Genomic DNA, 25,463 nt, shown 5'->3' with positions numbered 1-25,463 from the left:
TGACAAAAGTACCCTTTAGCTTACGGTGAAACCTTCGCAACTTTCTTATATTTTACTAAAAAAGGCGAGAACAAAGAACCAATAATCGCAGTGGCGATACATATAACAATTGTAGTAAAAACATTACTGAAAGGAGATGCAAACAAACCATATATCCACATTGGTATTATTGTAAAAGAGACGCAAATAAACCTAGAAGGAAATGCTATCTTATATTCTGTGCCGCATCTGTCGCAGTTTATTGTGCTGTAAAACCAATTAGCTCTAAAAATTTTAATCCACTTAAATGGATTGTTGCAAGTATCGCATTTTTGTATTGTAATCACCCCTATATTTCTTTTTAAAAATATATATTCTCAAGTCTTATTCCAATGTCCTACCTTATTTCACTAACCTGCCCCTGTAGTTCAACAAAAAAATAGCCGCCTAGTTCGGCAGCAGTCCTTGTACATAGGGCATTCCATAGCTCAATAAAATCTCAGATTAACTTTGGTGAAGTAGATATTGGTGATTTTTGTTTTTGCCATTCGGTCGGTCCCTCATTAGGTTCAATATATTTCGAAAAATAGTCTCCACTTTGTTTATCAAAAATAATGATGTTACTATCATTTGGGGAAATTAATTCATACCGAAATTGTTCTTTCTGTGATGTTTTAAATTGATTGGATTGTATAGATTGTAAAATAAACCAAGAACCTACAAGAATACATAATCCTAAGAAGATAATAGAATAAGACATAAGATTTTTATTCCTATGCTGCCCCTTTAAAAAAATAATAAATTCATTATAACATTTTACTTTTATTCTTCTTGCACTAAACTGCCCCGTTTATTGAATAAGGGATTCAATCAAAAAATAAATAATTAATCGTCTTTTTTGTGTTTATCTGGTGGTTTTAAAAATACATCTTCTCCTGGATCATATCCTTCTGGGTCCCAATAATCCTCTAAGTATTTCTCTTTTTCAAAAATACTTCTTAAAAAGGTAATTGCTTCTCGCCAAGTTGAGAAAAGGTGAAATGAATATGGAGGTTCACCTATGTCATTCCAAACTGCCCAAGTTCTATTTGGCAGCTCAGTGACACTCCATTGAGCATCTTCAGGAATATGGAAGACAAAATATGTATATTCACAAGCTGATTTCCAATCAGGAAAGCCCATTTCAGAAGCAAACTCTTCATATTTTAAAGAATAACTTTCTAAAAATTGTGCCCCACTCCTTTATTAAAATACCTGATTGTTTTATAACCTGCCATTAATTAATTTGCTAATATAAGAATCCTCCACTAATAAATATGCAATGTTATAACAAGTTCTTATTCGACAAAACTGCCCCGTTAGTTAAGTAAGAATAGGCCACCATTGTGCAGCTTGATGTTAAAGTAATGCCTACATTTACCTTTTGTATAACATCCTCTATTGGAACTAGCTGTTTTTTCGAATTATTTAAACACAAAAGGGTGTCCTTATCAAGACACCCTTTTGTTCAGCTATTAATAATGTACAAAGTAGTAATAACCATCTGCTTCACCAGATGAGGTTTTTCTCGGAGAATAAGCATAAGCTGATTTACTAGATAGTAAACCATCCCAATTTGAATATCTTTTTAAAGTTCCAGAAGTTTTCTTTAAGTATGGCTTGAATCCAATATAGCCAGAGTCACCTTTTGATAGTGTGAAAGAATATGTGCTAGAGTCAGATGCGCTACTAGTCCATGAAAAGCCTGCATTAGCCTTAATCGCATCTTTTTCTGCTGTTAGAGAAACACTATACGTAGCGGATACTGTTACACTAACTGCTTTATCAATTCTACAAGTAGATGTAGTACAACCGATGTCTGCAGTTACCTTTTTAGTACCACCAGTCACATTGGTAGTTGAAGAAGGAGTGTATCTGTAGTATTCGTAATAATCCCTTAAGATTGATACATCACCATCACCAGTTGCATCCTCATCAGTAAACATACCCTCAGTGTCAACTTCTTCAGAATTTTCAATCTCATTTACATATTCTTCTTTTGAAACTGGAACTAATTGTCCATCTACTTCCTTAAGAGGTGTTACATACTTTCCTAGAGATTCATCATAAATGGCATTTCTCTTCTCGATTTTTACAGGTTTATTAGCATCCTTCGACCCTGCAGCGAATGTAGATCCTCCAAATCCCCCTAAAAAAACAACACTCAAACTTAAGACAGCAAAAACATTTTTAATACTTCTTCTCATACTTTTCCTCCTTTACCAGAATTATCTAAATTATCCAATTTTGTTAAAATTTGGTAAAGGGTCTTTGGGCCTATTTAGTTGGTTGGATATAAAAATAAATTCCTGTTTTGTTGTCAATTGTGGGACTTACTTCGCCAGTTTTTGTTTTAACGACAGGAGCTTCTGCTTCACTTACTCCGGTATAAATTGTAAAAGTTTTTCCTGACTGTGTTTCTGTTCCCCAACTTATTTGAGAAGAATATTGTTTGACCTCATCATTCTTAACAAGTACATCTTGATCAGGATCATACCAGGCATATTGCCCTTCATTTTCACTTATGCTTGATACACCTACGCCTAAGCCTCCCTCTAATTGTTTCTTATAAATAATAAATGTTTCTCCGTTTTCACTAACTTTCCCAATAATGTCTTCTTTTTTAATCTTTTCTTCTTTAATGCCATAATCAATTGTTTCTTCTTTGGTTTCAAACCATTTCGTTTCAGTAGATTCATCACTTGCTAATGCAGAACATCCTGTTAGTGCAAGCAGGGCTATTGCAAAAGGCAATATTACTTTCATTTAAAATCCCCCTTTAAGAAAAGATGTAATATCTCCATGATACATTTCTGACGATATAAATTACAATATTTAGAAATTTTTCATGAAATATCGAAGTATCTTTTCGAATTGTACTTCTTATTAGTTAAAGTTGATACGATTATTTCCCCATTTTACGAGTTGCTGTTGCCCGGGCCAAACCCTTCTGCCACAACCAACCATATAATTTCTTTTTAGTATGACCTTCCTATCCCCTCCTCGCTTCTGAATTTTTTACACTTTATAGGGATCTTACCTATGGTAAACATAATAAGTAATGTAAAAAAGCCACTTATAAACAAATTAACAATATTTACTCCTTACGATTAATTAGACGATTAAGACGATAGAAGGTATCATCATTGCACCAAACCTGTAAAATTTAAATTTTTCCCTCCTTAAACAAACCTGCCCCTTTTGTTTAATAAGAAAAGACCACCAAATTTGGCAGCCGTATCTTAAATTAATGCACTCGTTGTTGAAGAAGGAGAAATTATAGAAACCATTCACCCTGGGCAATTTTTTCTACCTTTCCACCTACATATATAATGATTTCCCCGTTATCTTCACTTGCTTTCAAAAACAATAAGGATGGTCTTTTTATTTCATATCCCTGTTCTACGCGAATATTTATTTCACTTTTTTCAAAATATCGATACTTAACTAAGTAAGAAGCTAAACATCCATTAGAACTTCCAGTAGCTGCATCTTCAGGAACACCATAATAATCTGCAAAGTCTCGAACATTTAAATCATTTTCGGATTTATACGCTTCAGGAGAAAACACCATTATGGCTTTTGCATCAGTATCTTCAATTAATTCAAAGTATTTTTCTTTATTTACGCTTACTTTTTTAACTCCTTCTAAAGATGTTAAAGGCACAACAATCACTGGAAGTCCAGTTGAAACCTCTTGGATAGGAAATCTATTATCTATGTATTCTTTATCTATACTTAAAACATCAGAAACTTTATTTGCATCTAAAATCTGACCAAAAGTTGGTTTGCTTTGTTTCATCCATAGTATTTCTTCTTGATTATCAAACGAGACGGGAATCTGTCCGCCTTTAAAATTTAATATAAGTTTATCGGAGGGGTCGGTTAATACTTCGCTTTGAATGATATAGGCGGTTCCTAAAGTTGGATGCCCAGCAAAAGGGACTTCTTCGTTAGGCGTAAAGATACGAACGTCGTAACCGCCAGCTTTTTCTTTGTCAGATAAAATAAAAGTAGTCTCTGAAAAATTAATTTCCTTAGCTATTTGTTGCATCTCATCATCGGGAATGTTTCCAGCATTTTTAAAAACAGCAAGTTGATTCCCTGTATATTTTCCTTGTGAAAAAACATCAACAATGGAATAATTTATTTTCCCCATAATTTCTCTCCTTTTTTGCATTTGTAATATTTTATATAAGGTACTATATATTGCATTTAAATTTAAGGGAAAAACATTACGATAACCGCACTAGCCTGCCCCGTTTGTTAAACAAGAAAAAACCCAACTGTATTGGCGCATGTTACTTCACCATTGCATCGTTAGCTAAATAAGTAAATTTATGTTTTTCTTATTTTTTCTAAGACTGTCAAGAGTATATAAATAACTAAAATTGAAATAAGCACTATTAAAAAGCAATTAGTTATTAAATCAAAATCCAACTCATTTATTGTATTAATAACTTCACCATTTTCCCCTATTCGTTGCATTTTCCAGCCATTATAATCAAGAGTAAAGAACGAAATTATTAAACCTAAAATTAAGCCACTAATAAGCGAAACCCAACCTTTTTTCATAATAAAACTTTGCCCCCCTTTATAATTTATTTTACCATAATAATCCAATTTCTTACCGAATAAACCTGCCCCTTTAGTGCAATAGAAAAGCCGCCTGCGATGGCACCAAGATATTAAACGTTTATTATGGTCTTTATATAAAATAGCGGATGATTAAGCTGCGGGAAAAAAAGCTGAGAGTATAAAGGGATTCCGGGCAGCTAGGCCATTGCCTTTCCAGCCTTCTTTTCCCCGCTCTTTCCCAGCAGTAAAAGGAAATTATGTGAAAGATTTAGTTAAATAAGAAAAAGCTGCCTTGCTTGGCAGCTGATCTTGAGCATAAGCACCCTTAGCTTAAGTACAAGTATTGACAAAGTCGTTAAAGAGATAAAAAAAAGGCAGCTTCGCTGCATCTATCTATATTCTCAAAAACCATTGCTGCAGTGGCCGGTTCTTTTTTAACGGGTTTTCTTTGTCTTAGGAATTAGGAGAGGAGTTTGCCGCTATAGAGTCAGAACTTCCATTTTTCAGAATTTCATTGATTTCGCCAACATCGCCTTTGGCATTTATTATTTCAAATATCTGATTCAGTCCTTCGCTAGTTTCCTGCTCATTGTCTTTCATTCGAATCCCTCCTTTTAGAATTCATTATAGGTTTTCCAACTTTCCCTTTAATATCCAGAGCAAATACTATTTTTCAACTCACTTCACCATAGAAACCCATAATTGTTATGAAAGTTACCTGCCCATTTATAAATAAGAATGAAGATGTTTGTCTCTATTGCTGCACTCTTTGTATTTAATTATCAATAATGAAAATGCTCCTACTACTAAGGAAGATAAAAGCAGCCTTATCATACCGGGTCTAGGTACATATCATAATGAATTTGATTTATTTTTCTGTATTTTTATGGATGCAGCAAAGAGGGAAAATGCTATCAAAGCAAATTGCTAACAAAGATTTGGAACAATATAGATATGTCATAACTAAAAGAACTTTGGAGGAAGTTGCGGCAGAATTGTTCTATTTCAAAATATGATTAGCTTAAGAATACCTTTTCTATAAATAATTCCTGACAATTCCCAAACATCTCCATTCCATTTAAAATTGTTTTTCTCCATATACTTTAATAATCCTGTAAAATATCACCCATAAACTTTGGACCACTAAATAAATAACAAAAGAATAATAGCTGTTATATCCATGTTGATAGTGAAAGATCCCTATGTACTCAGTGAATCGCTCTATCCCAACACTTATAAACGCCCATATCAAAATGAATAACAGAGAAAGATTTGGCTTTATATTAAAGAAGTCATATATATAAAAGAATAGATAGCTGAATGGTGCATACATCACATGGGATAAAAAATCCATCAATTGAAAGGAAGAATTATCATTTATATCATAATAACTAACTGGCAGCACACTTAAAATGTGATCGAAAAAGAAACCAGTAAACACGCCACATAGGAGGTATAAGAAGGTTTTCTTATTTGAAAAACGTTTTGGCATAAACCACTCATTAGCATTAAAATTATGATCGTAATAACGAATTTCATTCATGTTTTTTTGAATTCTCCTTTTTCCAGGCAAACAAACCAGCGGGCTATCAACCATACTAAGGCTATAGATACCACATACATAAGAGCAGAGTACAATTCATTCCACCTTTGGAAAGTAATGAGGCCAGTCCACAAATATATCCGGTCTCCCAAGCATAGGGAGATTACGATTGTAGCTGATAAAACCCATCGCCATTTTGCTTTCATGTGCGAATTCAGTATGCATACTGACAAAAGAATTTGAAAAGGTATCACAATAAAGCGGCAAATATAAATCGCGAAAGACCCTTCCACACTTCGGGTGACTGGAACCCAGTGCAGATTGACATCAAGTATGGTGAATTGGGTAATAGTTAATATTCCGATAATGAAGTACAAAAAAACCATCTCAGTAAGAGTTAATCCTTTGGGAACAATAGCGAATACAATCATTACTAACCAGGCAAACATTGCTAAAACAGCGATTGACATAGTGATCATCCTTTAAATTGCTGTCAGATACATGTATTATTCCCAAAAGCCATACCAACATTTACAAATATAAGAAAGGCGAGAGCGAAACAACTCTATTCCCTCCTTTACTAGCCTGCCCCATTAATTAGACAAGAAAAATAGCCGCCTATTGGCAGCTTGATGTAAAAGTTTAATTCCATGTCTTGTAAGTTGTTATGATTTACGTTTGTGTTTTTCAATAATTATTTTTTTGTTAAGTATTCTAACTTCTCCAACCATAAGCAACCTCATATCCTCTACAATATAATTCGCTAATTCTTCATCAGTAATGTCGTCACCATCAATATCAAGACGGAAATCCTGTCCTTGTAATCCACCGCCGTTAGTAAATTCAATTTCAAAATCGAATATCACTCTTTTATCCATTTTTAATCCACCTCATATTAGTCTCGGACTATTATATATATTCTTGTTTAATGAAACCATTACCTTCTTGAACTGCCTGCACCTTTTATGCAATAAAAAGACCGCCAATTGGCAGCTGGAACTCTATATTAATGCACCCGTTCGTAATATACGAGGCGAATAGGGGTCGTGGAGAGAAAGGATTTCTGACGGACTTTATTAGGAGAAGACCTTTTTAACTATACTGCACCATTTAATGCGAAGAAAGCCCCTCTCCGGCGAGGGGGCTCTCAAAATCATAGCAGTAATTAGGATAACTTGTCTCTATCAGCTGCAGCTGGAGGTTGTTCAAACCATCCTTTCTCAATCATAATTCTTGCAGCATTCTCAACAAAATATGAATTTTTCATAATTGCCTTCAAATAAACCATCCCGATATCATGCCGGCCATTTACAGCCACAGAATTTCCGAAGGATCTAACTTTTATTGAAAACATATCCATCTTATGAAAGAGCATTAACTTATCAGAAAAAGGTGAAAAAATGGTATTAGTTATTAAGTCATCCAGATAAGGTGGGGAAGGCAAATCTTCATCATGCAGTTTTTGCTTATAATTCTCAATATTATTTGTGGTAAGATCTTTTCCTCGTTCGAACAATTTGCGTATCTTTTCATCCTTTGCTACTTGTGCGAATGCCATAATGAGTGCTTTACTTGTTACATTATTTTCTATGTTATCGTAAAGATGTGTGATTTCCATAGCATGCAAAGGGCGTTTATTTCCAAGATAGCCGTTTAAAAAATCCTTATGAACAAATTCCACTTTTTCTGGAACTGGAATCAATGGGGGTTTACTTATTAGCCCTTTATGCATTAATATTTCTTTGATTTGCTCCATCAAATCCATGGTGGAATCCATACAATGCCTAAAAAATTCTTTTACGTCCTCTCTAAACACAAGAGGTATTGCAATACTGTAAATACTCAATCCAGCTTTTGATGCATACTTCAAGTAGTGGACATAGAATTCATCCAAAAACAGTCTGGGAGCACCTAAATTCACATCCTCTTCCGTAAAACCCTTAGGGATGGGAAATCCATCTTTCTCGAAAATACCTTTAATGGTTTTCATGAATTCTTCTGATAGTTGTAAGGCATTTTCTAATAAGGTCTTAATATGTTTATCATCAACATGCTGCAGAAAGTATTTTAAAATAAATGATGCCATGCTATTTCCCATATAAGTAGCCCAAAGCTTTCCCATTTCTGCTGATGTTAGTTTTTCGGAGGTGTTTGTTTTGTAAGAACTTAATTTAATGGGTTTAATCTTTTTCATGTGAACACCTCCTTTTTTATTTAATATTTCCTCCCTTTAAATTCATATACTTACTAATGTCCATTTCGTTTTTTTAGACATAAAAAGCCCTTCTCAAATGAGAAGGGCTTCCTCCTTTTATTTTTATAACAGTTATTAATTCACCTTACCTTTATTATCTGCTTCGTTTTTTCAGTTTCCAATCGGCATACTTGCCTTTTATTAGTACCCCTTCAAAAAATCCACCCTATTAGGTATGGCATCATTATTTTCGATTCTCTTTAATGTATCCCAAAAGCATGAGATCGCTTCATTCAGCTCTGTCACAGCCGATATATGAGGAGTGATGATGATATCGTCTCTTCCCCATAACTCGGAAGTCTCTGGCAGCGGTTCTGTTTCAAGAACATCTAACACAGCATAACGGACTTTTTTGGAATTGAGCGCTTCAATAAGGGATTGCTCGTCCACTGTTTGGCCTCTGCCGACATTGATAAAGACCGCTCCGTTTAAATGACTGAAAAACTCACGATTAAATAGCTTACTTGTTTCTTTTGTCAAAGGCAATGTGCTAATAATCCAATCTGCCTCTGCAGCCAGCGTGCTTCCAGTACTGGTTTTTGCCACCTTTTCGAAATACTCCTTTGGTTGCCCGCTTTGCGAGACACCATAGACGGCGGATCCAAAGCTTGAAAATACTCTGGCAGTCTCCTGCCCAATCTCCCCTGTACCATAGATAACAATCGTTTGATCCTTCATCATTTTCGGAGTTTTTGGAGCCCATTCCTTCTCCCTTTGTTTTCCTTCAAAGTAGTGGTGAGCTTGAAGATCTCTTAAAATATAGCTTAAACAATACTCGCTTATTCTTTGTCCAAACGAGCAAACAGTTCTGGTTAGAAGAATCTCATGTTCCTTCCATCCATCAATTTCCAAATAATTATTTACACCCGCATTAAAGGAATGTACCCATTTCATATCGGCCAAGCGGAAGCCACGACACGGCTTGGAACCGACATAGGCATCTGCCCATGATAAATCCTCTTCTGTAATATCAGCAACCTGCTTAAAACGAAAGCTCTGAGATGTATTAACTGGCAGCTGTTCCTGGAATTCCTTTTCATAGCTTCCTGCAACCAATATATTATGTATGTTCATTCGACTTCCCCCACCCTCTATGTTATTTGCCCCCTGCGATTTTAAGTCAATAGACATTATTTTTCACGCTAAATAGTTAAAGACTTTCCCATGATTAACAGATAGTGCAGTGCAATTATAGTGTTCGGATTATCTCAATACTTCCTTACTCGTTCTGTTGAAGGTAAATAGAAGAAGCCTGCAGGCTCATCCTCACTTAAAATGACAATCCGATGCTTGCCTTCTGTCACTTAAACGCAGCGTGGCCATGCAATGAACTGTTCTTTTAAACTTATGTAATCCTTTTTCGTAAACATTGCTGCTCCTTGATTTTTTTATTTCATTTTAACACGAGAACTTACATCCGTTATCTTGTTCCGATTTGTTCCCTGCCTAATTTGGTACTAATAGCCAGTTCTAATCATATTCTTATAAAAGAAAAAAAATGAAGGGGTGCAAAGTCAGTTGATAAAAGTTAAGGTTGGTTTACGGCCCATTGCCAGTAAGATAAATTTACCTACTGTTTTGAAAACAGCTATACTTCCTGGTGATTCCAAGGAAAGGCTATTTATTGCAACCCAGGTAGGAGAGATCTTTTACATAAGAGACTCAAGCATCAGGACTTTTTTAGATATTCGCCCTAGAATCCTAAAACTAGGTGCTTCTGGTGGCGGATATGATGAACGGGGATTGCTGGGACTAGCCTTTCATCCCGAATTTTATTATAACGGTCTGTTTTATCTTCATTATTCAGCAGCCGGAGCACAAGGACCGGGTGCACTTTCTGAATCGTTTAATCCTGACCCTTGTGATCCTAAAACTTTTAACCTAAGATGGATGAATAGGGAAACACAATATGACCATATTGATACAATCGAAGAATGGATTATACAATCCAATGGCGGGCCCCAAAAACGAAGGACTTTACTTAACTTAAGAAGGCCATTTTCAAATCATAATGGGGTCAATAGTTTAAATTTTTCACCAGAAACAGGCAGACTTGTTTTAACAACCGGAGATGGCGGATCAGGCTATGATCCATTTAACTTAAGCCAGGATGATCTGGAGATTGCCGGTAAAATAATTGAAATTGATGTAGATAAGAATACTTATATCCTAGATCCCCCTATTGTCACACGCTTTAATGAACTTCCCGCAGCGATTCAGGAAACCCTCACGGTAATGGCCAAAGGGGTTCGCAATATTCCAGGTATTTCATTTCAAAGGTTTTATAATCAGTATATTAAATATGCAGGAAATGTCGGCCAGGATTTGGTCGAGTCGATTTATTCATTTGTTCATTATAAACCCATACCGGTTACTCAGCTTATTCAAGCATCTTTGATGAATTCTGAACCTGACAAGGAAGGATTTATAAACTTTGGCTGGCGGGGCTGGGAAGGTGATTTTCCTGCTTCGATTATAAGAGACTGCACTAATAATCAGAATTTGGATGAGAAGACAATGGCTTTTTACAATGAAGCAGCAGCACTTTCAGCGAGTCGTCTTCAGCCTTTAACTAGTTATTTTCATAAAGATCCCAGACCCGATAAGTTTGGAGGAACTGCACTGACAGGAGTGCAAGTCTATATGGGGAAAAGAATCCCTGCTTTAACAGGAAGCGTTGTGTTTACCGATCTTGCCCGGAAAGAATCACAGCCTCAGGTTAGAGGGGCTTTAGCTTATACCATCATTAGACCTAATGGTAAACAAAATGACTTTAGTGTGATACAAACCGATTATGATTTTGGGTCGCAATCAGCCTATTATGTTAATTTGGGGACGAATCTGAAACAGACCAGATTATATTTAGGGGTTTATGGCTCTATGAAAGTGACTGATTTACATCAAGGCACTGTTTTTGAAATAGTTCCATAAGTATAATGATAGAATTCTGCTTAATCTGATAAATATCTTATATGGATTGCCATCTAAATGAAAACCACTACATGATCATCATTTTTAATCTTTTAATAATGATTAAAGCAATCTCAACCCATAACCAGCTATAAAGGAAAACAAATAAAAAGATACCTCCCGCTGAAAGAAATGAAAAGGAATCAGAGACGGCTGGACCTAAAACTGGAAAGTGAAAAATAAATAGTAAACCCATAATTCCTAGCATTAAAAGGATTGCACCAGCAGCAATAATACTTATTCTCATCCTGAAAAAGGAAAAAGATGCCCCGATGCCAAGCCCTAACAATCCTGTAGTAAAAGGAAAAATAATTAGTTCAGATGGCTGCAGGATCAATAACAACATAATTGTCAGAGAATAGGACATTACTCCAAATGGAATGGAAAACATGGAACATAACAGAATAGGTGCAGTGGCAAGCGGACTTAAAAAATATCCTATACCTGGCAAGAGGCCGCCAGCAGCCTGCAGAATAGCAGCAATACAGGTAAAAATAGACACTAGAATGAGCTTCATTGTTTTTTTATATTTATTCAATATTTTTTGAAATAGATAAACCTCATCCGTGATAGGCTTTAAAAAATACACCTGTTCACCTCTTCTATAATGGTTATATGTTACCCTACATTATATTTGCATTTTATAGAGGCGGAACAACTTTTTATGATCCATTTGCAGAGGAAAGTTAGCTGTTATGGTGCTATCTGGATAATACTATGCAAATACCTGCAACCATAAAAAAACAAGGGCCTTATTGGCCCCGGTTATTATTTGACTATTACGTTTCCAACCATTCCTTCCTGGAAATGGTACCGGCATATCAGTTCATATGTACCGGGCTGTTTTGGCTTCACGGAAATACTCGTTTCTTTTCCTGGCTGAATCTCGGCGTCAATTCCGAGCTTTTCTACTGTAAAGGTGTGCTCCTTCTTACCTTTATTTTTCAATATTAATGTTGTGGATGTTCCATTCGGAATAGTGATGACCTTCGGATTAAAGTAATCATCGTTCAACTCGACCTCAATCGATTTCCCCTTAGTTGAAACATCGGATTCGGCAAATACGCCGAATGAGCCTGGAGTTGACAAAACCACAAGCATTGCAAACACAAAGGCCAATCCTGTTACCCGCTTTTTCACAGACATTCGCAATCCCTCCTTTCCTAAACCTATTTTTTCTGATTCACAAAATTTTATCACCATAAATTATGTTCAAAAGTGCTTTCTAAAACTGTGAATAGACCAAGATCACTGCAGAAATCCACACTTTAAATAATTTGCTGCCGCTCCTCATAAACGGCTGGGCTCCCAAATCAGCTGGTTCTTTTACGTGCTGGGTGAAGGCTGCTCAAGAGTGTCCTGTGAATTCTCAGTTTGAATGAACATGTTCGCGGTTGGCATTTGTACTTGACTCTTATGAAATAAAGACATTAGTTCAAATCTTACCTGCCTGGACGTTTCAAAATACTCTTCAGGCTTAACCAGGCCAACAATACAAAATTCGTACCCGACATGTTTATGGTTTGGATTTAAGTCTGTAATCCCGATATATTGAAAGGGTTCAACAGCCTCGTCCCCTAACCGATACAGGCTATGAACTAATTTTTCATTGCAGATCACACTTGCTTTCTCTAACAATTCCTTTATTCTTGCTGGATCTTCCTGATAACTTACCGTAATCCGTTCAATAACCCGCATCCAGCCTTTATTAAAATTTTGTATCGCTCTAATCTCTCCATGCGGGATCGTAAGGAGTTTTCCCGACCATTCCCGAATTTGCATAAAGCGAATACTTATCTCCTCAATGGTACCTGAACTTGTCCCGTTGAAAGTAACAAAATCACCGACACGAAACTCTTTATCCGTTAATCTTGCGAACCCCAAAATAACGTCCTTTAACATCTGCTGTGCAGCAAAACCGATGACCACACCGGCAATTCCTGCACCTGCAAGAATACCTTTTATATCTACAAATTGACTAATTAGATAAATAACAAGGCTAATCGCAATTCCATACCTAAAAATAGATCGGGTTACACCTTGTATCGTCTGTTCTACCTCTTCATCAAAGAAATTAGACTTCCTAAAGAACCAATCAATCATACGGTTTATGACAAATGAAAAGGTGATGAGAATCAAAGCAAATAGAGTAAATCTTAAAAGTAAAAACTCCCTTATATAATTAAAAAATTCCTCTGTAAAAGTTAGCAGGTCCATCCCAGCCACTCCTTAAAAAGGAACATATCAAGGATCATCTGTTACCTTCTCCTTAAATATCGTTTCCTTAACATATATTTTCTTTATCATTCCCCATTCATCTTCAATAATTTGGCCCAAATAAAAAAGACACGTCCTGTGGAAACGTGACCGTAATGTCAATAATACAGTTAAGCTGCTTAATGTCAGCACAATAGAAAATCGGCCTAAGCTGGCAGCTGGATCTGTTTTTTATAGTCATTGCAAATAATGTAGTAGTTAATATCTATATATAATACTGGCTCAAGAATTAATTATTGTTTCAGCCCTTCATTCAACAAAGACAGCTTAAGTATCCTAATAAACCTGCCCCTTTTAACAGGAAAACACCTTAAGACCTTTTTATGATTCATCTATGAATACCGCTCACCCTTGTTCATCTTATCTGCCCTGAAGCTTAATGGTGTCTCCACTCTTGCAGAAACGCCACTGTTTGATTAAGTGAGATACTCACTATATCGCCCTCCCGTAATAATAACTAAACTCTTAATGTATAGGGGACACCGAAATACGCCTTCTTTATAAGAAAGGCGCACTATATTAATTTCCCATATTAAATGCTTCACTATAGATTTTACGCAGCTTAATTGAGTTATCGTCCCACTTAATTGGTTCACCATTGACGATTAGGACCAATACATCCAGACACCTATGCCATCCTGCCGCTGTATTAACTGCCCATGAATCATCTTTAAAAGTATGGGTAAAGATCATTCGACATCCTTTCCCCTCTTCCTGCAATGAAATGTTTATCAGATCATCAACTTCACGGAAACCAAATAAATATGGCTTTTCTAATTCTGTAATGATACCCTCATATGTCGTTCCTTCCCCATCATCGAAGGCAATTTTTCCACCCAGTCTGAGATCCATCTCCCCTTTTGCAAAAGGGTACCATTGAGAGAAGGAATTGGGATTTGTAATGACAAGGAAAACATCTTCTGGATTATGGGAAAAAAATCGCTCAAATCTTAAAGCATAACTGCCATTTGACTCATGTAATGCACCAATTTCATTCATCCCTTCATCCTCCTTCTTCTAATCCTTGAGGTGTTGCTAAAACAAATAAAATTAAAAATTTGTATAGGTTCAGAAAAAACATCACTATATTCAGAATTGTTTCTTTTACAAAACATTTTTTTAACTAAAAAAACAATAATCTTAAAGTGTTCAACAATCTTGCCCTTTAGTATAAAAAGAACAAAACTGCCTGATCAGCAGCAGTTCTTGAAAAACCTGCCAGTGAAGCTTTTATTCTTTAAATGAAAGCCCTTCCTCTTTTAAGGAAGTTCTCATAATAGGTAAGGAAGCTGGTCCAATACCATGAATTTTTAATATTTCTTTTTCAGTGAACTTTGACAGTTTTTTCAAAGTGTCTATTCCTTCGTGAACCAATGCATTCCTTGCAGGAGCGCTGAGCTTCGAAAGGAAGCCACCTTTAGGCTTATTCTCTTTATCACAGATAGGACAGCTTTTACACTCACTGCTTTTGTAAAACTTATGTCCCTTTTCACAAACCCTTAAACTTTTATCTGCTGTCAAAATAATTCCTCCAAACAGTTTCTGATCCAGTATCATATATTATTAATTGTATATTAGATATATAAACTCGACAAAAACTATGAATGGCACTTTTCAACAAACCTGGCCAAGAAAATGATGGATAACCTTTGTACCTTTACGGCCACTTCTTCGGGTCGTAAGCAAGACTGGAAAACCAGTAGAGAAATCTCCAATCATGGAGACGATGAATTTTACCCAAGTTTTACACCTGACCCAAAATAATAAACCAGAATAGCAGGACCTCCTATATGATCTCAGACAATGATGAGGTTTCCTTCATACGAGAGAAACTGGATGATCCGCCAATGGGGTTAGCTAAATATTAAAATGATAGCCTCCTTATGTCTGTATGGAGGCTGTTTAATTAAAAACCAATTAAAGAGGAACGTTTTCAAAATGTTCAACTGCAGGAAACGGATCATAAAAATGATGCAGCTGTCTTTTCCATTCCTGATACTCTTTCGATTGTCTAAACCCAACTGTATGGGCCTCTAATGATTCCCACTTCACAAGTAATAGATATTTCCCCTTAATTTCCATACATCTCTGCAGCTCGTGAGATATGTACCCTTTCATGGAAGCAATAATTTTTGATGCCTCACGGAATGCTTGTTCATATTCTTCCTCCATCCCTTCTTTTACTTGTAGCATTACTGCTTCTAAAATCATGTAAATTATCCCCTTTCCCTGATTGTTCATTTACTGTATAGTTCCGATTTCTGATTAATGATTACAAGAGAATGTTCTAATTATTTTCCATACTTCATTTATTAAAGGAATGCAGCCCATTAGGATAATAATACAGGTGATTCCTCCATTATAGAAGACTCACCCCTTATGTTGATCAAAGTGAAAATTTCAACTTTCATTAAACCATTTGCGTAATTGATTTATATGAGCCTGATGATACCTGCTATGGTCTGCTATATGCCATATACCCCATTGGATTGTTGCTTGGTTTCCATTTTCATATTCAATTATTCGAGTTAATTGCAAATCTGTTAACTGCTGACATAACGTCTTAATCATATCCATAACATCATCGTATTCTTTAAGCAGCACATCCAAGGGGATTCCATCAAACTGTGGTAATCGGTTGTCTTCATCCAATATTGGTCCATATTTATTCTCCAGATTTAACGGCATTATCTCACCCTTTATTCTAAACACCCAGTTCAGGTCGACCAAAGCTAGATGTCTAAGCAATTGGGCTGTGCTGTTATAATTCTGTTTAGGGCCTTTATAATCCAACTCCCTTTGGGACATACCTCCCACGATAGATTTCAGCCGTCGATAATTCCCATCCACCATAGAATAGAGCAGCCCTACAATAGGTTCCATTGTTAGCTCGCCTTTTAAATCTAAAATCATTCAATAATACACCTCTCGTTCTGTTTTTCATAATTTGTTAATATTGGAAATTAATAGACTCACGTATTATATTAACCAACCTGTCCCGGTTGTACAAAAGAGAAGGCAATTTGGAAACAGATTACGATATACGATCAAATTATTGATTTACTAAAAAAAAGCAACATCCCAACCGAAGTTGACATGTTGCCAGTTTAATAAATATTGTTTATCCAGCTTCCTGAACATCCTCTTTGCTTTGCTTTTCCTTCCGATTCATTCTAATCTGACCTAGTCCGAGCTGTTTTGCTTCCTGTTTTAAAGATTTTAGCAAGCTGACTGTCATTAACACTAAAATGACTGAGAATGGAAGAGCTGCGATGATCATGGTGTTTTGAAGAGCCTGCAGGCCCCCAGAATAAAGGAGAGCAATCGCAATAATCGAGAGAAGAACTCCCCAAGTTACTTTTATGGGTGTACTTGGATTTTGCGATCCATTCGTTGTCATCATCCCTAGAACAAATGTACCAGAGTCAGCTGATGTCACAAAGAACGTAACAATGATCAAAATGGCTAACAGAGATATTGCCATGCTGAGCGGAAACCCTTCTAACACGCCAAAAAGAGATTCCTCGGGAGATAATGACGAAATCGAAAGCAGCCCTGTAGATTCAGTGAAAATGGCTGTCCCCCCAAAAGTTGTAAACCAAAGGAATCCTATTAGTGACGGAACGAGAAGGACACCTACAACAAACTCACGAATTGTTCGGCCCTTTGAGACTCTGGCAATAAACACACCAACAAATGGAGACCAGGCAATCCACCATGCCCAATAAAAAATCGTCCATCCATTAATCCAGCTGCGTCCCTCTTCATTCAGGGGTGCTATCCTAAAACTCATGTCAATGAAGTTTTGCATATAAGTCCCGATCGTATCGGTGAATAAATTAAGGATAAAAAGTGTCGGTCCAAAGCTAAAGACAATCAAGAAAAGGACAGCCGCAAGCCCCATATTCAAATTGCTTAGCACTTTAATTCCCTTACTTAGACCTGTTAAAGCCGAAATCATAAATAAGACTGTCACAATGAGGATAATAATGGTTTGGTTTGTTATCGTACTAGGTACATCAAAAAGGTAGGACAGTCCCCCGTTGATTTGCATGGCACCAAATCCCAAAGAGGTAGATACCCCTAAAACCGTAGCAATAACCGCAATGACATCAATTGCCTTCCCGACTGCCCCATCCGCATGTTTTCCAATCAGCGGCCGTAAGGTTCGGCTTATTAAACTCAGCTCCCCTTTTCTGAAAGTAAAATAAGCCAGAGCCATCGCAATCGAACCATAGATAGCCCATGCATGGACCCCATAATGAAAGAAGGTAAATCTCATTGCATCCTTAATTCCCTGATCAGTACCCTCTTGGCCTGTAGGAGAACTTATCATGTAATGGCTAATGGGTTCAAATGTTCCATAGAAAATTAACCCAATCCCGATACCTGCACTAAAAAGCATCGCAAGCCAAGTTGGACGGGAAAACTCAGGCTTATCCTCCTGCTTCCCGAGCTTTATCCGGCCAACTGGACTTACTAATAAATAGAAGCAGACGAACACAAATAGCGAAACAATCACTAGGTAATACCACCCAAACGAATCCGTAATCACGCCTTGTGTACTGCTCGTGACCTTTTCTAACGACGCTGGCATTGTAATTCCCATAAGAACAAGACCAGCCATTATTGCTAATGATACATAAAAAACAGTTGAAGCATTTCTCATATAAAGTTTTAACTCCCATCTTTGATATATTCGCAGTGGGTTACTTCGAATGGTGAACAAATAAAAATGCAAAACAAACAAAAATATTTTTTGTGAAGTATTACGAAACGCACCCTTAAAAAATTTGCGAAAATTCATTTATTATTATCTTCGTCATTCTTACTAACATAAAATCACCATTGTCCATCTTTTGGGTATTGGAAAAATAGATAGATAGATAAATACGGCAGAGGTATTTTGGTTGTGAAATATTTTTACTGGCTTGTTGGGGAATATTTAAATTTTAACAAAATGCGCTAAACCAATCACATACAAAAAAGAGGCTTATTTGGGATTCTAGACTTTCATTCCCTGCTCAGAAAGATTCTATAGGACATAATCTTAATATAACTCCCGAATCCTCTAAAAGAGTCCATATTTCAAGAGAGAACAGTTTTCAGCGGTTTAAAATCCTGATTTCACACGGCTTAAAACCCTCCTGTCTCCTTCAATACTTTCAAAAGTGATTTTATTGGGAGCACTATAAATAATGTTTGAAGTATTTTTTGCAGATAAGGAAATAATGGATATCGGAATTTCACTATCATTTCCAACTGCCGCTTTTTAACTTAATTAAGAAAAGCCCGCTTTTATGAAAAAATTGGGCTCTTCTTTTCTTATCATTATTTAACAATATACCGGCACCTTACCTTTAATGATGGCCAGTTATTGGGTGAGGAAACTTATGGGTCTTCCAGGATTTTTTTACATTCCTCTTTCTTGCAGTGTCTATGCTGTATGAATGCACGTGTGAAAGATGGGCCTCTTTCTGATTGAGTATTCCCGCTCATCCAAATTTCAAACTCCATGATATACCCCCAATTTTGTCAATATTGTTGAGGTTCAGATTGAATGCAGGCAATGCAGTAATTATTGAGGCTCACAGACAATAAACTTTACAGGATTGTGACACAGCATCTTGTTTCCGTCAGACTGTCATCATTGAATCATTTGCTAATTCCCGATGCAATACTTCTCCCATGCGCTTCATCCCTTCAATGATTTTCTCTTTAGGCATATTAGAGTAATTTAAACGCAATGTATTTGTTTGTGTGCCATTTGGGAAAAAGGGAGCACCAGGTACACAAGCAACATTGTTTTTCAGGCACTCTGTAAATATATGTGCTGAATCAATGCCCTCTGGAAGCTCAACCCAAATAAATAATCCGCCTTCCGGCTTACTGTAAGATATATTATTGGGGAAAAATTCTTCAATGCAAGATAACATAGCTGTGCATCTTTCTTTATAAACAGCTTTTATTTTATGAATGTGCTCTTCGATATCGTAAAGCTCCATATACTTTGCCGTAATTCTTTGAGCAAAACTATCAGTGTGCAAGTCAGCTGTTTGCTTGAAAGCAACATACTTATCAATGAAAAATGGGTGTGCACAAATCCATCCAAGCCGAAGACCGGGAGTGAAAATCTTCGAGAAAGTGCTTAAATAAATGACTCTGCCTTCTGTGTCATAATGTTTTACTGGAGGGAGTTCCTTTCCAGCAAATCTTACAGCACCGTAGGGATTATCCTCAACAATCAGCACATCATATTGATTAGCAAGCTCAATCATTCTTTTTCGCCTTTCGAGTTTTAAGGTCCGGCCAGTAGGGTTTTGGAAATCAGGAATCGTATAAATAAATTTTGCATTGGGATGCTCCTGCAGCCTTTTCTCCAGCTCTTCCATCAGCATTCCATCATCATCCATTGCCACTTCAATAAATTGGGCCTTATATGACTTGAATACATTAATGGCAGCTAGATAAGTCGGACTTTCGCAAATAATAGTATCTCCCTCATTGATAAATAATCTTCCAGTAAGGTCGATTGCCTGCTGGGATCCTGATGTAATAAGAACATTTTCAAGGCTAGAGTCAATCCCAGCCATTTTCATTCTCTGACAAATAGCTTCTCTCAAAGGAATATATCCTTCAGTCGTACTATATTGAAGGGCAGCCGCACCTTCTTCGTTCAATACAGCACTGCAAGCATCCTTTAAAGGGTCTACAGGAAACAGCTCTGGAGCTGGCAGTCCTCCCGCAAAAGAGATTACTTCTGGTCTTTCTGTTACTTTTAATATCTCACGTGTCTCAGAAGATGTTACAAATCGAGCTCTCTCAGCAAATTTATGTTCCATTTATAAACATTCCTTTTATATTTTTTGGAGTTGATGATCATACTGAAAATTCAGTCACTTACACTTATACTTTTCTCTTTTTGATGGATACCTGCCCAAAAAACAATGGGAATCAACAGTAATGAAAGAATAGCACCAGAAATTGAAAGGGCTGCATAGCTGGAATATGCTACAACTATTCCGGACACACCTCCTCCTAATGCTCCTGATAAAGCAATCCATACATCGATAGAACCCTGCGTCTTAGCCCGAGTAGAAGCGTGAGTTGAATCTACAAGAATGGCCGTTCCGCTAATTAAGCCAAAATTCCAGCCAAGCCCGAGTAAAACAAGGGCTAAATTGAGTGCGGCCATTGAATCAGCAGGTCCCGCTGCAGCCAGAATGCCAGAAGCAAGCAGCGTAATAGCAGAAGCAATAGCCATAGGAGCACGGCCAATTTTATCAACAAGGAAACCAGTAAGTAACGAAGGCAAAAACATCGCACCTATATGAAATCCAATGACAAGCCCAACTTCATTCAAAGCATGGCCATGGTGTCCCATATGAATGGGTGTCATCGTCATAATGGCCATCATCACAAATTGAGTTAAAACCATTATGCCAGCTCCTGCAAAAATGCCTCGCCTTTTTATCGATGCCAAATTAGAACTTTTCTCTAAATGATTCGTTTTATTTCGTGCATCTGATATTGCTTTTGCCACAATAAAGGGATCAGGACGGAGGAACATAAATAGAACGAAACCAGCAAGTATATACGCTGCAGCCGCTAATATAAAGGGACCTGCTAAAGCAGGAACTCCTATGGATATAGCAAAATCCCCCATTACACCCACCAGGTTTGGCCCGGCAACAGCTCCGAATGTGGTGGAGACCATGGCCATGCTAATAGCCTTTGCCCTTTGTGCCGGGTTTGCCATGTCAGTTCCAGCGTAGCGTGCTTGTAAGTTTGTAGCCGTTCCAGCCCCGTAGATGAGCAGTGAAATAAATAATAGCAGAATGCTGTTTGTTAATGATGAAACCACTACCCCAATGGCACCGATGCCTCCAGCCAAAAATCCGGCGGCAAGTCCAGGACGGCGGCCAAACCGCTGAGAAAGCCGTCCTACCAGCAGCGCAGTCCCTGCTGACCCTAAAGTAAATAACGCCGTTGGAATTCCAGTTACACTATCTGTCCCCATCATGTTTTGCGCCAAAAGTGCCCCTACTGTTATCCCGGCTGCAAGTCCTGCTCCACCAAAAATCTGGGATATGACAATGACAATTAATGTTCTTTTGTATAGTTGCTGCTGTTTTTCTGAAGAATTTATGCAGCTCTGCAGCCAAGCAGATTGGGGGGCTAAAACTTTTTCACTATTTTTAACCGGCAAAATCTAACCTCCCTTATTTTCATAATATTCCAACTAGATTTCAATCATCTTAACACGTGCAAAAAAGCCATACAATATTATAATTGTATGGCAAACAATATTAGATAAGACTGTCTAACAGTCGTTTAAGGATAATCAATCCTCTCTCAAGCTCTTCAAGCGTTTCCGGGGCACAAACAGAAACTCTTACTGCCCTCTCCGGACAACTGTTTCCTACTACAAACCGTTCTGCTGCAAATACCTGAATTCCTTGCTGTTTAGCTAACGCTTCAAATTCAGCCCCTGTAATCTTGCCTGGCAATAGCAGCCAGCGAAAGATGCCTGTTTCAGCACCTAAGCACGTAAAGTCTGCCAGGTACCTGTTTACAAGTTGATTTCTGCGAATCGTCTGCTCCTGATGGCCCTCAATCAAGGCTTCAAATTGATTTGATACAATTGTACGTGCTGCCAGTTCTGCCAATAATGGCGAAACGGAAACATTCAAATTATAAAGTGCCCTTGAAATTGGCTCCTTGAATTGACTCGGCACTGCAGCATAGGCCAGCCGCAGACCCGGTGCAAACGATTTGGATAAACTTGCAATATAGATGACCTGTTCAGGTGCAAATGATGCGACTGCCGGCAGTGGTTCTTTGCTGAGAAGATGGTATGAAGCATCTTCGATAATGAACTGATTATACTTTTTGGCAATGACTGCGATCATTTTTCGAGTCTCAACCGACATAAAGGAAGCTGTTGGATTATGATAATCCGGAATCAAGTAAATGCCTTTAATATTTTCAGTTTTACACGCATATTCAAAAGACGCTGGACACATTTCATAGTTCTCTGTTTTTATTGGCACCAGCTGCACACTAAGCATTGCTGCAGCCGTTTTTAAGCCAGGGTATGTATGCTGGTCTACTCCAATGCGGTCTCCGGGCATACATAGACTTGCCAGTGCAGCAGCAATGGCATTTTGACCCCCATTCGCAAATAAAATGTGATCAGCGGTAGTTTCTAACCCGCCTCTGCGGATTAGCTTTACCGCTGCATCCTTTTGCCAATGGCTTTCTCCTCCCCTGCCATAACCAAACCATTTTTCATAATCTGTCTCCTGCAGCATACTTTTCAGCTGGAGCATCAGCGGCTCGAAAGAAGCATTATCCGGAAGTGTTGCCCCCATTTCAATTAAGTGCTTCGGCTTTGTATCTTCTAGTAAATACGCATTCGATAACGCACCATACGATACAAAAGTGCCGCTTCCGACCGTTGCACTTAATAAGCCCTTTAACTCACAAACTTTAAATGCTTTTGAAATAGTGCTCAAATTTAAATCTAAATAATCAGCCAATTCCCGCTGTGGAGGGAGCTTGGTTCCGGGCAATAGCACTCCGTTTAAAATATCCTGTTCCAATTGCCCTGCCAGCGCTTGATAAATGGGCTTTTCTGTTTTATCAATGGATGGCTTCCAGGTCATAGGATAGTTTTCAAAAGAATTAGTCGGCATGGTACGCACCCTTTTTTGTACAAGTTTTCAATGAGCTGTTTCTCCAATTATAACCCTTGTTCCACTCCACTGCCCATTTCATTGAAAAAAGAAAAATTTTAGTTTTTATTCTTCAAATACCTTTCCCAATCGCTTAGATACATCATAGATTTATCTTCAGGCTTAGATGGTAATTTACAGATAAACTCCAATGAGTTTCCATCTGGGTCATGAAAATAAACCATTGCGTGTGTCTGGTCTGGCATTACAATGGGTTCAAGAGGTTTAAAGCCGAATTCTTCACGCATTTCAATGCCGCGCTTTTCCAGCCACGTTTTGGCATTCTTTAGATCTTCTAAATCTACTCTAAATGCAATATGTCTGATGGATGGATGATAAGAAAATTGTGCTTGTTCACATTCCCATAACCCAAGCCAGCTTTCATTCTTAACGATCCAAAAAAATGCAGTTTTCTCATATTTTATGGCTAATTCCATTCCCAAGCCCCTGTAAAACTCAATTGACTTGCTGATATTACTTACCGGTAAATGTGCTTCGTACAGTCCTTTAATCATTTTTTCACTCCTGTCCTTCATTTTCTTAGCATTAATATACCAGTAACGGATCCATATTTCGTCCACAATATGGATGATAATTTCTACTGCTTTAAACGTATTGACCTCTTAAGGACTTTCCAAAACAAAAAAGCTGCCCCGCATGATTGTGCAGGACAGCCCATACCTATTCGATTACTTCCACACGCACGCTTTTTCGCCCCCATTGGAGGGCATCGCTGCGGTTAGGAATAAACACATCTATTGAACTTCCGTTTATGCCGCCGCCTATGTCCGCTGCTATCGCAACTCCATAGCCTTCAACTTTTACGATAGATCCTAGCGGAATAACACTGGGATCGACAGCAATCACTTTCGCATCAGGGTACTTATTTAAATCCAGACCCATCCGTGTCACACCTGAACAGCCCTCACAATCTGCCGTGTACGCTGTGCTTTCCACAGTCAATGTTTTACCGGCTGCTGAACCGCGCTTGGCCTTTCGGTCCAGCTCTGCTCTTGTTCTCGGGCCGGCAATTCCGTCTGCAGTTAGACCTCGCTGTTTTTGAAAGCTCTTGACGGCGCTCACTGTGCCATTTCCATAAATTCCATCTAAATTAGATTTATAGTGACCTGTTTGTTTCAATTGATATTGAATTTGGATGACCTGCTTCCCAATGTCTCCATATCTCAGCACTTTTAACGCATGGCTTGTTTGCGATCCTGCAATTCCATCAACCTTCAGATGGCGCTTACGCTGAAAATCCTTGACGGCTTCCACTGTGATAGATCCATAGTATCCTGTCGATGTATGGTACGGGAAAACCCCTTTTGTCATCAGGTAATCCTGCAATTCGGTCACATCTGACCCTGATGATCCATTGGCAAGTGTCCGATCTCCAAGCGCCGCTTCTGTAAATGAAGGAGCGGCAAGCATGAGAACTCCAGCCGCAAAAACCATTAGCATGTTTCTAAATCTCTTTAACATAAAAAATCCTCCCCAATTTCTTTTTACATAAAAGAATTCGGGAGGAGATGACATTATTCGTGTATAGAAAGCAGAATCACAACGTTCGGCCCTGTATAATCCATTAATTTGAAATAATGTGTTCTATTTTGTCTGAGTAAATATTACGCGACATAATGAGAAAAAAGATCACAAAAAGTGCCTTTTTTTCAAGCTAATTCTGCGCTATTTGAATAAGGTTGCCGCATGTATCATCGAAGACAGCCAATGTGACATCGCCCATTACTGTCGGCTCAATCGTAAACTTCACTCCCAGTTTTATTAATCGGTTATATTCTTCGTGAACATCAGCAACGCCAAACATTGTTGCCGGAATTCCTTCTGCAAATATCTTCTTTTGGTATTCTTTGGCGGCCGGATGTGCATTCGGTTCCAGCAATAGTTCCGTACCTTCTTGATCTTCTGGAGAAACAAGGGCGATCCACCTGTGTTCCCCGACTGGAATGTCATGCTTTTTTACAAACCCCAGCGTTTCTGTATAAAATTTTAATGCCTTATCCTGATCCTGGACGAAAATACTGGTAACAATTACTTTCATCATGTTTTTGCCTCCTTTGATATTTGT

At 37.7% G+C, this 25,463-nt stretch carries 27 protein-coding genes; 2 read left to right on the top strand and 25 right to left on the bottom strand.

The features are described from left to right. Positions 1-20: 20 nt before the first annotated feature. The 7 genes from A361_RS31430 to A361_RS30395 form a co-directional block, all read right to left on the bottom strand. Entirely contained in the window at positions 21-326 is a 306-nt protein-coding gene (locus A361_RS31430) for a TIGR04104 family putative zinc finger protein (protein ID WP_157888521.1), read from the bottom strand. Positions 327-864: 538 nt separating this feature from the next. Further along, the gene (locus A361_RS03770; RefSeq protein ID WP_019379509.1) at positions 865-1,161 is read right to left on the bottom strand and encodes a hypothetical protein; all 297 of its coding nucleotides are present in this window, start codon (positions 1,159-1,161) and stop codon (positions 865-867) included. 332 nt (positions 1,162-1,493) lie between these two features. After that, positions 1,494-2,225, bottom strand: coding sequence for a hypothetical protein (locus A361_RS03765; RefSeq protein WP_019379510.1), 732 nt, complete (start codon positions 2,223-2,225; stop codon positions 1,494-1,496). 70 nt (positions 2,226-2,295) lie between these two features. Next, positions 2,296-2,784: a hypothetical protein gene (locus tag A361_RS03760; RefSeq protein WP_019379511.1), complete on the bottom strand. Its 489-nt coding sequence runs from the start codon at positions 2,782-2,784 to the stop codon at positions 2,296-2,298. Positions 2,785-3,295: 511 nt separating this feature from the next. After that, positions 3,296-4,177 (bottom strand): PhzF family phenazine biosynthesis protein, encoded by an 882-nt coding sequence (locus A361_RS03755; protein ID WP_019379512.1) that lies wholly within the window; start codon positions 4,175-4,177, stop codon positions 3,296-3,298. Between the two features lie 179 nt (positions 4,178-4,356). Then, positions 4,357-4,593: a hypothetical protein gene (locus tag A361_RS03750; RefSeq protein WP_019379513.1), complete on the bottom strand. Its 237-nt coding sequence runs from the start codon at positions 4,591-4,593 to the stop codon at positions 4,357-4,359. Between the two features lie 456 nt (positions 4,594-5,049). Next, the gene (locus A361_RS30395) at positions 5,050-5,196 is read right to left on the bottom strand and encodes a hypothetical protein (RefSeq protein ID WP_019379514.1); all 147 of its coding nucleotides are present in this window, start codon (positions 5,194-5,196) and stop codon (positions 5,050-5,052) included. 169 nt (positions 5,197-5,365) lie between these two features. Between A361_RS30395 and A361_RS30195 the strand changes: the two genes are divergently transcribed. Further along, positions 5,366-5,527: a hypothetical protein gene (locus tag A361_RS30195; protein ID WP_162271998.1), complete on the top strand. Its 162-nt coding sequence runs from the start codon at positions 5,366-5,368 to the stop codon at positions 5,525-5,527. A 1,277-nt stretch (positions 5,528-6,804) separates the two neighbouring features. On the opposite strand, the gene A361_RS03735 is transcribed toward A361_RS30195, so the two are convergent. From A361_RS03735 to A361_RS03725, 3 genes are all read right to left on the bottom strand, one after another. Continuing rightward, positions 6,805-7,017 carry a hypothetical protein gene (locus A361_RS03735; protein WP_019379518.1) on the bottom strand — a complete coding sequence of 71 codons (213 nt, stop codon included), beginning with the start codon at positions 7,015-7,017 and terminating at the stop codon, positions 6,805-6,807. A 287-nt stretch (positions 7,018-7,304) separates the two neighbouring features. Then, positions 7,305-8,333: a DUF3231 family protein gene (locus A361_RS03730; RefSeq protein ID WP_009335291.1), complete on the bottom strand. Its 1,029-nt coding sequence runs from the start codon at positions 8,331-8,333 to the stop codon at positions 7,305-7,307. 201 nt (positions 8,334-8,534) lie between these two features. Continuing rightward, entirely contained in the window at positions 8,535-9,467 is a 933-nt protein-coding gene (locus A361_RS03725) for a D-2-hydroxyacid dehydrogenase (RefSeq protein ID WP_019379519.1), read from the bottom strand. A gap of 444 nt (positions 9,468-9,911) precedes the next feature. Between A361_RS03725 and A361_RS03720 the strand changes: the two genes are divergently transcribed. Continuing rightward, on the top strand, positions 9,912-11,324 hold the full coding sequence (locus tag A361_RS03720; protein ID WP_019379520.1) for a PQQ-dependent sugar dehydrogenase: 1,413 nt from the start codon (positions 9,912-9,914) through the stop codon (positions 11,322-11,324). A 67-nt stretch (positions 11,325-11,391) separates the two neighbouring features. On the opposite strand, the gene A361_RS03715 is transcribed toward A361_RS03720, so the two are convergent. The 15 genes from A361_RS03715 to A361_RS03650 form a co-directional block, all read right to left on the bottom strand. Continuing rightward, a complete protein-coding gene (locus A361_RS03715; RefSeq protein ID WP_009335295.1) occupies positions 11,392-11,952 on the bottom strand; it encodes a hypothetical protein in 561 nt (186 codons plus the stop codon). 179 nt (positions 11,953-12,131) lie between these two features. Continuing rightward, positions 12,132-12,509 (bottom strand): cupredoxin domain-containing protein, encoded by a 378-nt coding sequence (locus A361_RS03710; RefSeq protein ID WP_009335296.1) that lies wholly within the window; start codon positions 12,507-12,509, stop codon positions 12,132-12,134. A gap of 180 nt (positions 12,510-12,689) precedes the next feature. Continuing rightward, positions 12,690-13,580 carry a mechanosensitive ion channel family protein gene (locus A361_RS03705; protein WP_019379521.1) on the bottom strand — a complete coding sequence of 297 codons (891 nt, stop codon included), beginning with the start codon at positions 13,578-13,580 and terminating at the stop codon, positions 12,690-12,692. Between the two features lie 579 nt (positions 13,581-14,159). Further along, positions 14,160-14,639 (bottom strand): SRPBCC family protein, encoded by a 480-nt coding sequence (locus A361_RS03700; protein ID WP_019379523.1) that lies wholly within the window; start codon positions 14,637-14,639, stop codon positions 14,160-14,162. A 231-nt stretch (positions 14,640-14,870) separates the two neighbouring features. Continuing rightward, entirely contained in the window at positions 14,871-15,197 is a 327-nt protein-coding gene (locus tag A361_RS03695; protein ID WP_420480830.1) for an RNA polymerase alpha subunit C-terminal domain-containing protein, read from the bottom strand. A 360-nt stretch (positions 15,198-15,557) separates the two neighbouring features. Beyond that, entirely contained in the window at positions 15,558-15,851 is a 294-nt protein-coding gene (locus tag A361_RS03690) for an antibiotic biosynthesis monooxygenase family protein (protein WP_009335300.1), read from the bottom strand. Between the two features lie 189 nt (positions 15,852-16,040). Continuing rightward, positions 16,041-16,553, bottom strand: a complete 513-nt coding sequence (locus A361_RS03685; protein WP_019379525.1) for a DinB family protein — start codon at positions 16,551-16,553, stop codon at positions 16,041-16,043. A 208-nt stretch (positions 16,554-16,761) separates the two neighbouring features. Next, positions 16,762-18,309 carry a glycine betaine uptake BCCT transporter gene (locus A361_RS03680; protein ID WP_019379526.1) on the bottom strand — a complete coding sequence of 516 codons (1,548 nt, stop codon included), beginning with the start codon at positions 18,307-18,309 and terminating at the stop codon, positions 16,762-16,764. Positions 18,310-19,031: 722 nt separating this feature from the next. Next, positions 19,032-19,157, bottom strand: coding sequence for a hypothetical protein (locus A361_RS31175; protein ID WP_019379528.1), 126 nt, complete (start codon positions 19,155-19,157; stop codon positions 19,032-19,034). Positions 19,158-19,276: 119 nt separating this feature from the next. Next, entirely contained in the window at positions 19,277-20,482 is a 1,206-nt protein-coding gene (locus A361_RS03675) for a PLP-dependent aminotransferase family protein (protein ID WP_019379529.1), read from the bottom strand. A 50-nt stretch (positions 20,483-20,532) separates the two neighbouring features. Beyond that, a complete protein-coding gene (locus tag A361_RS03670) occupies positions 20,533-21,849 on the bottom strand; it encodes an MFS transporter (protein WP_019379530.1) in 1,317 nt (438 codons plus the stop codon). 100 nt (positions 21,850-21,949) lie between these two features. Beyond that, positions 21,950-23,338, bottom strand: a complete 1,389-nt coding sequence (locus A361_RS03665; RefSeq protein WP_019379531.1) for a PLP-dependent aminotransferase family protein — start codon at positions 23,336-23,338, stop codon at positions 21,950-21,952. 98 nt (positions 23,339-23,436) lie between these two features. Continuing rightward, positions 23,437-23,892 (bottom strand): VOC family protein, encoded by a 456-nt coding sequence (locus tag A361_RS03660; RefSeq protein WP_019379532.1) that lies wholly within the window; start codon positions 23,890-23,892, stop codon positions 23,437-23,439. A gap of 166 nt (positions 23,893-24,058) precedes the next feature. Beyond that, a complete protein-coding gene (locus tag A361_RS03655) occupies positions 24,059-24,859 on the bottom strand; it encodes a peptidoglycan-binding protein (RefSeq protein ID WP_019379533.1) in 801 nt (266 codons plus the stop codon). A gap of 193 nt (positions 24,860-25,052) precedes the next feature. After that, positions 25,053-25,436, bottom strand: coding sequence for a VOC family protein (locus A361_RS03650; protein WP_026041539.1), 384 nt, complete (start codon positions 25,434-25,436; stop codon positions 25,053-25,055). Positions 25,437-25,463 lie beyond the last annotated feature (27 nt).

The sequence above is a fragment of the Cytobacillus oceanisediminis 2691 genome, assembly GCF_000294775.2.
Taxonomy (GTDB): Bacteria; Bacillota; Bacilli; order Bacillales; family Cytobacillaceae; genus Cytobacillus; species Cytobacillus pseudoceanisediminis.
The sequence above is the reverse complement of the archived record's forward strand: the minus strand, read 5'-3'. Positions and strand labels throughout refer to the sequence as shown.

What these genes read in the sequence shown, in the direction of transcription:
- A361_RS03770 (WP_019379509.1), bottom strand. Translation starts at nt 1,161, where the DNA reads ATGGGCTTTCCTGATTGGAAATCAGCTTGTGAATATACATATTTTGTC.
- A361_RS03765 (WP_019379510.1), bottom strand. Translation starts at nt 2,225, where the DNA reads ATGAGAAGAAGTATTAAAAATGTTTTTGCTGTCTTAAGTTTGAGTGTT.
- A361_RS03760 (WP_019379511.1), bottom strand. Translation starts at nt 2,784, where the DNA reads ATGAAAGTAATATTGCCTTTTGCAATAGCCCTGCTTGCACTAACAGGA.
- A361_RS03755 (WP_019379512.1), bottom strand. Translation starts at nt 4,177, where the DNA reads ATGGGGAAAATAAATTATTCCATTGTTGATGTTTTTTCACAAGGAAAA.
- A361_RS03750 (WP_019379513.1), bottom strand. Translation starts at nt 4,593, where the DNA reads ATGAAAAAAGGTTGGGTTTCGCTTATTAGTGGCTTAATTTTAGGTTTA.
- A361_RS30395 (WP_019379514.1), bottom strand. Translation starts at nt 5,196, where the DNA reads ATGAAAGACAATGAGCAGGAAACTAGCGAAGGACTGAATCAGATATTT.
- A361_RS03735 (WP_019379518.1), bottom strand. Translation starts at nt 7,017, where the DNA reads ATGGATAAAAGAGTGATATTCGATTTTGAAATTGAATTTACTAACGGC.
- A361_RS03730 (WP_009335291.1), bottom strand. Translation starts at nt 8,333, where the DNA reads ATGAAAAAGATTAAACCCATTAAATTAAGTTCTTACAAAACAAACACC.
- A361_RS03725 (WP_019379519.1), bottom strand. Translation starts at nt 9,467, where the DNA reads ATGAACATACATAATATATTGGTTGCAGGAAGCTATGAAAAGGAATTC.
- A361_RS03710 (WP_009335296.1), bottom strand. Translation starts at nt 12,509, where the DNA reads ATGTCTGTGAAAAAGCGGGTAACAGGATTGGCCTTTGTGTTTGCAATG.
- A361_RS03705 (WP_019379521.1), bottom strand. Translation starts at nt 13,580, where the DNA reads ATGGACCTGCTAACTTTTACAGAGGAATTTTTTAATTATATAAGGGAG.
- A361_RS03700 (WP_019379523.1), bottom strand. Translation starts at nt 14,639, where the DNA reads ATGAATGAAATTGGTGCATTACATGAGTCAAATGGCAGTTATGCTTTA.
- A361_RS03695 (WP_420480830.1), bottom strand. Translation starts at nt 15,197, where the DNA reads ATGATACTGGATCAGAAACTGTTTGGAGGAATTATTTTGACAGCAGAT.
- A361_RS03690 (WP_009335300.1), bottom strand. Translation starts at nt 15,851, where the DNA reads ATGATTTTAGAAGCAGTAATGCTACAAGTAAAAGAAGGGATGGAGGAA.
- A361_RS03685 (WP_019379525.1), bottom strand. Translation starts at nt 16,553, where the DNA reads ATGATTTTAGATTTAAAAGGCGAGCTAACAATGGAACCTATTGTAGGG.
- A361_RS03680 (WP_019379526.1), bottom strand. Translation starts at nt 18,309, where the DNA reads ATGAGAAATGCTTCAACTGTTTTTTATGTATCATTAGCAATAATGGCT.
- A361_RS31175 (WP_019379528.1), bottom strand. Translation starts at nt 19,157, where the DNA reads ATGGAGTTTGAAATTTGGATGAGCGGGAATACTCAATCAGAAAGAGGC.
- A361_RS03675 (WP_019379529.1), bottom strand. Translation starts at nt 20,482, where the DNA reads ATGGAACATAAATTTGCTGAGAGAGCTCGATTTGTAACATCTTCTGAG.
- A361_RS03665 (WP_019379531.1), bottom strand. Translation starts at nt 23,338, where the DNA reads ATGCCGACTAATTCTTTTGAAAACTATCCTATGACCTGGAAGCCATCC.
- A361_RS03660 (WP_019379532.1), bottom strand. Translation starts at nt 23,892, where the DNA reads ATGATTAAAGGACTGTACGAAGCACATTTACCGGTAAGTAATATCAGC.
- A361_RS03655 (WP_019379533.1), bottom strand. Translation starts at nt 24,859, where the DNA reads ATGTTAAAGAGATTTAGAAACATGCTAATGGTTTTTGCGGCTGGAGTT.
- A361_RS03650 (WP_026041539.1), bottom strand. Translation starts at nt 25,436, where the DNA reads ATGAAAGTAATTGTTACCAGTATTTTCGTCCAGGATCAGGATAAGGCA.